The following is a 6,988-nucleotide window of genomic DNA, read 5'->3' on the forward strand; positions in this document are numbered from 1 at the left end:
TCGCAAGGATCTTAGGTCACAGGTTTCAGGTCTTGGGCGGCGTTTCCCAATGCACCTCGTCCAGCGGAGACATCATCCCCCAGATCGAGGTCGGCAGCCCGCCCAGGCCCCTGCTGAACGCATTGTAATAGGGCGTGGCGTTGATGAAGTAGATCGGTACGTCCTTCACCACGATCTTCTGGAATTCCGAGTAGAGCGCTTTCCGCTTTTCCGGAGAGGTTTCCACGGCGGCCGCCTGCAGCAATTCATCGACCTTCGGGTTGCTGTATTGCTGCGTGTTGGACCAGATGATGCCCTTGCGGATGTTCGAGCTCAGATAGGTCCTGTTGACGCCGATCACGGGGTCGCCCCAGTTGAACACGGTGTCCATGGTCAGGTCGAAGTCGTAGTTCGACACGCGCTGGGCCCAGGTCGGGAAATCCGGCGCCGCCCTGACCTCCAGGTTGATGCCGACACGCTTCAGCTGCGAACGAAGATATTCGGCGACATTGCGCTGCTGCTCGTCCGCGCCCGGAATATAGTCGATCGTGAGCCCGAAGCGCGAGCCGTCGGCGCCCTTCGGATATCCGGCCGCGTCGAGCAGCTCGGCGGCCTTGGCGTAATCGACCTTGTAACTGTCGACGGCCTTCTCTTCGAGCGGAGATCCCGGTGCGATCGGTCCGGTTGCGGGGGCGGCTTTGCCGCTCATCAGCTTGCCGACGATGAAATCGCGGTTTGCCGCATAGGCGATCGCTTGGCGGACGCGCACGTCGTCGAGCGGCTTCTTCTTGGTGTTGAAGGCCAGCCAGTTGAGCGGTCCGACTCCGGCAAAGCCCTTGTCGGTCACGACGATGTTGGAGGCTTTTTGCAGACGGTCGATGTCGCGGACGCCGGCGACGAATGGCAGAATGTTGACGTCGCCCCGTTCCATCGACACCAGTGCGGCGTTGGGGTCAGAGACAATGCGGACCACGATCTTGTCCAGCTTGGGCCGACCCGGCATGAAGAACTTGTCGAACTTCTCCAGCGTGTAGTACTCGCCCTGCTTGTATTCCGTCAGCTTGAACGGTCCGGAGCCGATCGGCTTGAGGTTGGCGGGGTGGGTCTTCAAGTCCTGACCGTCGCCATAGACGTGCTTCGGAAGGATCGGCATCAAGGCCGGCGACATCGCGAGCAGCAGCGACGGACTTGGGTGCGACAAACGGATCACCGCCGTGGATGGATCCGGCGTATCGACCTTTTCAACCGCCGCCAGCATCGTCTGGAACGGGTGGTTGGCCTTGATCGCCATGATCGAGAATGCGACGTCCTCGGACGTCACCGGCTGACCGTCATGGAACACCGCGTTCTTGACCAGGTGCAGCGTCACCGACAGGCCGTCCGGCGCGACGTCCCAGGATTGGGCGAGATAAGGCTGCGGATTCCAGTTGTCGTCGTAACGCAACGGGCTAGCGAAGATCTGCGAGCTCGGCATGGCCGTGGCGAGGCCGGATTGCACCGCGCCGTTGAAGTGCCGGGGAACTTGCGTGGTCGCGATCACCGCCGCGTTGCTGCTGGCCGTCTGCGCGATCGAGCGGTGAGAGGTGGTGCAGATCGCAAATAGTCCTATCGCTCCAAGCAAAAGATATCTTCTGATCGACATGGCTAAATCCGCTTTCATGGTTGACTATTCGAGAGCTGGCACCTCTGCGGTGCCATGAGAAACATGCTTTCCTCGCTGCTCATGAGACGAACGAGCGCGCGAGCGCACCATCGAGAATGGCCTCGAGATCGGCGTCGGAGGGCAGGTCGGACGTTCCTATTCCGACAAGCGCGATCGGTGCCGGGTCGAGATCTTCGCCGGTTGCGGGTAACAATGACCAGTCGCTCGAGACCATCTGAAATACCAGCGGCGCGACCTCGCCCGAGACGCGGCACGCGCCTTTGAGGCGCAATAGCTGCGGCGGCAGCGCTTCGATTGCTGTGGCCAGCCGGCTCCGGTCGAACGCGCCGTCCCGCCGGTAGGTCCAGCGCTTGAAGTTCTTTTCGTGATCGAGCGCGTCTTCCTCCACGCCCTCGGCGCGGAAACGCGATCTTCGGCTTCTGGCGATCAGCAACAGGTCAGGCCTTGTGTCGCGCGAGAGGACGTCGATGGGCACATCCGGCCGGACGGTCTGGATTGCGCTTCGGGCCGCCTGCAGCGCAGCTTCGTCTGCGAGGTCACTCTTGCTGAGCAAAACCACATCGCACTTGGCGAATTGACCGCGGACCGTGTCTCCGACGCGTCGATCATGGATCAGCTCCGTGATCCGCGTCGCGTCGGCGAGAACGATGACGCCGTCGAGCCGCAAGTCGGGCTCGACCAATGCGATTTCTGCAATCCGCCAGGGATCGCCGACGCCGCTCGCCTCGATGATGATGCGCTCGAACCGCTCGCCGCCATCCAGAAGCCGTCCGAGCGTTTCGAGGAATCCTGAGCCGATGCTGCAGCAGACGCAGCCATTGGACAGCGACAAGGTGGTGCCGTCGTGGCGTTCGATCAGCGCGGCGTCCACATTGATCTCGCCGAAGTCGTTGACCAGCACGGCATAGCGTGCGGTTGCGGTCGCGAGCAGCCGATTGAGGAAGGTGGTCTTGCCGGCGCCGAGGAATCCGCCGATCACGGTGACAGGAATGGGCGCCGCTCGCCTCATGCGCGCGGGGCCTTTCTCACCTTGCCGCCCACGACCGTTCCCCAGACCGCGACGTCCTTCAGCTTCTCCGGCGCGACCGCAAGCGGGTCGTCTTCCAGCACGGCGAAGTCAGCATATTTGCCGCACTCGATGCTGCCGATCATGCCGTCGAGCTTCAGCGTGTGGGCCGGCCCGATCGTGACCGCCGCAAGCGCCTGCTCGATGGTAAGTGCCTCGATCTCGGAGCCAAGCTTGCGCCCCGAGGACGACACGCGGTTGACGGCGCACCAGGCCGTGAACAACGGCGCGAGCGGCGTCACCGGGGCGTCGGAATGGATCGCGAAGGGCACGCCGATCCGTTGCGCCGTTCCCGTCGCGTCCAGCCGCGCGGCGCGCTCGGGACCCATCGTCAACTCGTAGTGTGAATCGCCCCAGTAATAGATGTGGTTGGCGAACAGGTTGGCGCAGACGCCGAGCGCCTTCATGCGGCGGAACTGCGCGGCGTCCGCCATCTGGCAGTGCTGCAGGGTGTGGCGGTGATCGGGGCGCGGCATCGCGGTCTGGGCGGCCTCGATCGCGTCCAGCGCCAGCTCGGTCGCTTCATCGCCATTGGTATGGATGTGAAGCTGAATGCCTGCCTTGTGATAGGTCTCGACGAGCCGCGGCAGTTGCTCCGGTGCGATGTACCAAAGCCCGTTCGGCGCGCCGTTGTGATAGCCCGGCCAGCGCAATCGCGCAGTGAAGCCCTGGATCGAGCCGTCGACCACGAGCTTGACGATGCCATAGTGGAGCTTGTTATTGTTGCTTTCGCGCAAAGCCGCGATCTTGGCGATGGCCTGTTCGGGCGAATGTGAGACCGAGGCAAGCGCCGGCACCAGCCTGACGCCGAAATCGGGTTGCGTCGTCGCGGTCCGATAGAGATCGACGGTCTGGTCGACCAGGTCGTTGTGCAAGTCGGTGATCGTGGTCACGCCCTGCACACAGGCCGAATTGGCATAGCGCATGACGTCGGCAAGCGTCAGATTTCCGGACAACGGATTGCCGCCCAATGCGCGGAACACGCGAAAACGCGCGGCAATGCCCTGCAGTTCGCCGCTCGCCAGGCCATCGGCGCCGGCAACGACGCCGGAAATGTCGGTCGCGCGGAGCAGTTCGGTCTGCTCCAGAATGATGGTGTTGACATTGCTGATGTGGAAGCTGGCATGGATCACCATGACGGGCCGCGTCGTCGAGACCCGGTCGAGATCCTGCCGCGTCAGCATGCGGCCGCCGATGTGCAGCGGGTCAAATCCCCAGGCGAACAGCGGCGTGGTGGCATCGCCGATGGCGACTTCCGCTTCCTTCAGCCGTGCGACAATGGCATCGATCGAGCCGACGCCCGCAACCAGTTTCCCTTCCGGCGAGCGGCGATCGCCGGCGCCGACATAGGGCAGCGACCACATCATCCCTTCCATGATGTGGCTATGGCCTTCCACGAAGCCGGGAAGCAGGACCTTGTCCGCAAAGCGGTCGTCGAACGCTCCGCCTTTGGCAAACTGCGCGATCTCGACCTCATCGCCGACCGCCACGATGCGCCCATCGCGCACTGCGACATGGGTCGCGAACGGCCGTGATGGATTCATGGTCACGATCTTGCGCGCCGCGAAGACGACGGTGTCCTGGCTCACTCGTGCACTCCCAAGCTCGATGCTGCGAGCCTGATGCGCGGGGCGGGTTCAGATAAGCGCCAGATGCCATGCACAAATGGGGCCAGGGGCATGCAGCCGCCCCGTCACGTCCCGCGACGGCGCGGATTTTGCTTCCCTTTTTGTTGCAACTGCGGGTCAACTGCGGAGGTTTTTCCGCACGGGATTTCAATGGGTAAATTGGTGCCATTGCGTCGGCGTGAGTCGACTGGACAGGTAAGCGTCCTTCCGCCTAGCGATGTTCTGTTCTGGAATTCGCTGTTTCAGGGCCTGGATCGGTCCGGCGCGTTCCTGCAGCTCCAGATACGGCGAATGATCGTGACGGCGATCGAGGACGGTCGCCTGCCGCTTGGGGTTCGCATGCCATCGAGCCGTGATCTTGCCGCGCTGCTCAAGGTATCGCGGAACACGATCGTCATCGCCTATGAGCAGCTCGTGGACCAGAACTTCCTGGTGTCGCGGGAACGCAGCGGCTATTTCGTCGCCGGCCTGCCGAAGCAGATTGGGCCTGTGCCAAGCAATGGGCTCGCCGCGGCGGGCAGCGATGAGAGCCGCTGGACCGAGCGCTTTGCGTTGCGTCCCTCGCAGTTTCGCAACATCGTCAAGCCGCTTGACTGGCAGAGTTATCCCTATCCCTTCATCTTCGGCCAGTTCGATCCGAGCTTGTTTCCGACCAACGACTGGCGTGAAAGCGCGCGGGCTGCCTTGAGCGTTCCCGAAATCAACAACTGGGCAAGGGACATGATCGATGGCGATGATCCTGCCCTGATCGAGCAGTTGCAACGCCAGGTGCTTCCGCGCCGGGGCATCCGTGCCCGTTCCGACGAGATCATGATGACGATCGGAGCCCAGCACGCGCTCTATCTCATCGCGAAGCTGTTCGTGGCCGCCGATACGCCTGTCGGGATGGAGGATCCCGGCTATCCGGACGCCCGCAATATTTTCGGCATGCTCACGTCAAATGTGGTGCCGCTGCGCACTGACGAGCAGGGACTGGTTCCCGACGAGGCATTCGAGCAGTGCAGGCTCGCCTATGTCACCGCCAGCCATCAATGTCCGACCGCCGTTTCCATGTCGCTCGAGCGGCGCCGCGAACTGCTCAGGATCGCTAAGGCGCGGGACATCCTGCTGATCGAGGACGATTACGAGAGTGAATTGATCCCCGAGGGCAACAGCCTGCCGCCGCTGATGAGTCTCGACGTCGACCAGAGGGTGCTCTATGTCGGCAGCCTGTCGAAAGCCCTGGCGCCCGGCCTGCGGCTCGGCTACGTCGTGGCGCCCGCGCCCGTCATTCGTGAGCTGCGGGCGCTGCGGCGTCTCATGCTTCGCCATCCGCCTCTGAACAACCAGCGCGTCGCGGCGCTGTTCATCGGTCTTGGCCACTACCGTTCACACCTGCAACAGGTCGCCCGCGTGCTGCTGGAGCGTGCGAAACTGCTCGACCGGCTGCTGCCGCAGTTCCTCCCGAACTGCAGTTGGACCCGTGCCGCCGGCAGCACGAACTATTGGATTTCCTGTCCGGAAGGCACCGACACCACGCAGCTTGCCGAAGCAGCCCGCGCCAGGGGAGTCGTGATCGAGCCGGGCGATGTCTTTTCGATGCACGAAGCCGCAACCCTCCATTGTTTCCGGCTCGGTTTCTCATCGATCCGCACCGACCGGATCGAGCCCGGCATGGAGCGCCTCGGATCGGTGGTTGCGGGCCGCTGAACCTCGTCACATCAATTCGCTGACGCCCTTGATCGCGCTGCCGATGGCGATAAGCCCGAGGCTTGCGATTGAGACCTGGCGGTGCAGCGCATCGCCGCCGCGGCGGAACGCCTGCTCGCCGATCCAGGTGCCCGCAAGCATGATCGGCAGCGCCAACAGTGAAAGAAACAGGGCTCGCTGGTCGAGCAAGCCGACCAGGGTGGTGCTGATCAGCGCAGCGATCGAGGTGGCCAGGAAAAACACCATGAGCGAGGCCCGCGCTGCCACGCGGCCGAACGGCCCCGACATATAGTACATGACGACAGGCGGGCCTGGCATCGCCGCCAGTCCATTGAAAAGCCCGCAGATCAGGCCGACCAGCATCGTCATCGCCTTTGACGGCGTCTGTGCTACGCGGGCGCCGCCGTTGAGCGCGATCACAGCCGCAATGGTGATGGCGGCAATAAGGATGCGCGCCACCGATGCAGGCACGATGCTCAGCGCCAACGCGCCCACAGGCGATCCGGCAGCGGCTCCGACGATCAGCCAGCGCAGCGACGGCCAATGGCCATCCTGACGGGCGCGCGGAAAGTCCAGCGCACTGCCCATGAATTGCAGGCAGATCGCGATCGGAACGGATTGCGATGGCGGCATGAACATGCCGAGCAGGGGGACCGCAGCCAAAGCGAAACCGAAGCCGGTAAATCCGCGCAACAAAGCCGCGGCCAGGACGGAAAACGCGGTCGCCATGAGGACAGCCGGCGTCAGCGAAGCCGACGCGGCCAGCTCGCTCAGGCGCGCAGTGAGATCAAACATGCCTATCCGTCACCGCGCATCGATGGTGAGCGCTTCTCAATTGAAGCGTCCCGGCATCGAGACGATTCGTCGGCGAAATTGCTTGAATGCGGCGCTAGGCCGTGTGGACTCTTGGGATTCTCAAATCAGATTGAACGTGATTCAAGGCTTTCTTTTAGGAGGAAGCCT

General features: G+C 63.2%; 5 protein-coding genes. 1 reads left to right on the forward strand and 4 read right to left on the reverse strand.

Translation table 11 applies throughout. The features are described from left to right. Window positions 1-25 precede the first annotated feature (25 nt). From AAFX91_RS19310 to AAFX91_RS19320, 3 genes are all read right to left on the reverse strand, one after another. Entirely contained in the window at window positions 26-1,621 is a 1,596-nt protein-coding gene (locus AAFX91_RS19310) for an ABC transporter substrate-binding protein (RefSeq protein ID WP_394567468.1), read from the reverse strand. A 79-nt stretch (window positions 1,622-1,700) separates the two neighbouring features. Beyond that, the gene (locus tag AAFX91_RS19315) at window positions 1,701-2,651 is read right to left on the reverse strand and encodes a CobW family GTP-binding protein (protein WP_394567469.1); all 951 of its coding nucleotides are present in this window, start codon (window positions 2,649-2,651) and stop codon (window positions 1,701-1,703) included. Further along, a complete protein-coding gene (locus AAFX91_RS19320) occupies window positions 2,648-4,297 on the reverse strand; it encodes an amidohydrolase (protein WP_394567470.1) in 1,650 nt (549 codons plus the stop codon). The genes AAFX91_RS19315 and AAFX91_RS19320 overlap by 4 nt, the downstream gene beginning before the upstream one ends. Window positions 4,298-4,486: 189 nt before the next feature. Here AAFX91_RS19320 and AAFX91_RS19325 point away from each other — a divergent pair, with 189 nt between their 5' ends. Next, window positions 4,487-6,025 carry a PLP-dependent aminotransferase family protein gene (locus AAFX91_RS19325; protein WP_282526971.1) on the forward strand — a complete coding sequence of 513 codons (1,539 nt, stop codon included), beginning with the start codon at window positions 4,487-4,489 and terminating at the stop codon, window positions 6,023-6,025. Between the two features lie 6 nt (window positions 6,026-6,031). Here AAFX91_RS19325 and AAFX91_RS19330 read toward each other — a convergent pair whose 3' ends face one another. Then, a complete protein-coding gene (locus AAFX91_RS19330; protein ID WP_282526972.1) occupies window positions 6,032-6,820 on the reverse strand; it encodes a sulfite exporter TauE/SafE family protein in 789 nt (262 codons plus the stop codon). Between the last annotated feature and the right edge of the window lie 168 nt (window positions 6,821-6,988).

This window comes from Bradyrhizobium sp. 31Argb, assembly GCF_043638955.1.
Lineage (GTDB): Bacteria > Pseudomonadota > Alphaproteobacteria > Rhizobiales > Xanthobacteraceae > Bradyrhizobium.